The 550-nt window shown below is 62.5% G+C and carries 1 protein-coding gene; it reads right to left on the reverse strand.

All coding sequences use genetic code 11. The features are described 5' to 3' along the window. Nucleotides 1–452: dioxygenase family protein (locus WH91_RS10295; protein WP_046170930.1), on the reverse strand; the 452-nt coding region annotated here is incomplete at its 3' end. Nucleotides 453–550 lie beyond the last annotated feature (98 nt).

A 550-nucleotide genomic window follows, 5' to 3' on the forward strand; every position in this document is an offset into this window, starting at 1 on the left:
GGGTACGGGCCCGGCTTGATGGTGCGGTAGACGTAATAACCGTTGGCGTCTGTCAGCATGCGGCCGCAGCCGCCGAAGTTCGGGTCGATCGGCGCGATGTACTGGTCTTTCTTGTGGCGATAGCGCCCGCCCGCGTTGGCCTGCCAGACCTCCACCAGCGCGTTCGGCACGGGGCGGCCGAATTCGTCGCGCACATAGCCATGGACGATGACGCGCTCGCCGATGGGCAGGCCTTCCTTGGCGTAGTTGAGGATCAGGTCGTTGTCGAGCGGGCCGAGGTCGTCGGCATGGAAGACCGGCGCGGTGACTTCCGACAGCGTGTTGAGCGTGGAGATGAGCGCGTTGCGCGGCGAGCGCAGCACGCTGGTCTTGTAGGTGGGGGTCAGTGCGGGCGGATGCTGGGCGGTGTCGCCCTGGGCGAATTCACCCGTGCCCGAAAGCAGGATCGTCATGGGGCGTCTCCTTGGAAGGTGTGGGGCACTGTATCGCCGCGAAAAAGTGAAGTAAATTGACTTCTTATTGAAAATTCAATAACCCACGGTTATGGAAC

The organism is Devosia psychrophila (genome assembly GCF_000971275.1).
GTDB classification, from domain to species: domain Bacteria; phylum Pseudomonadota; class Alphaproteobacteria; order Rhizobiales; family Devosiaceae; genus Devosia; species Devosia psychrophila.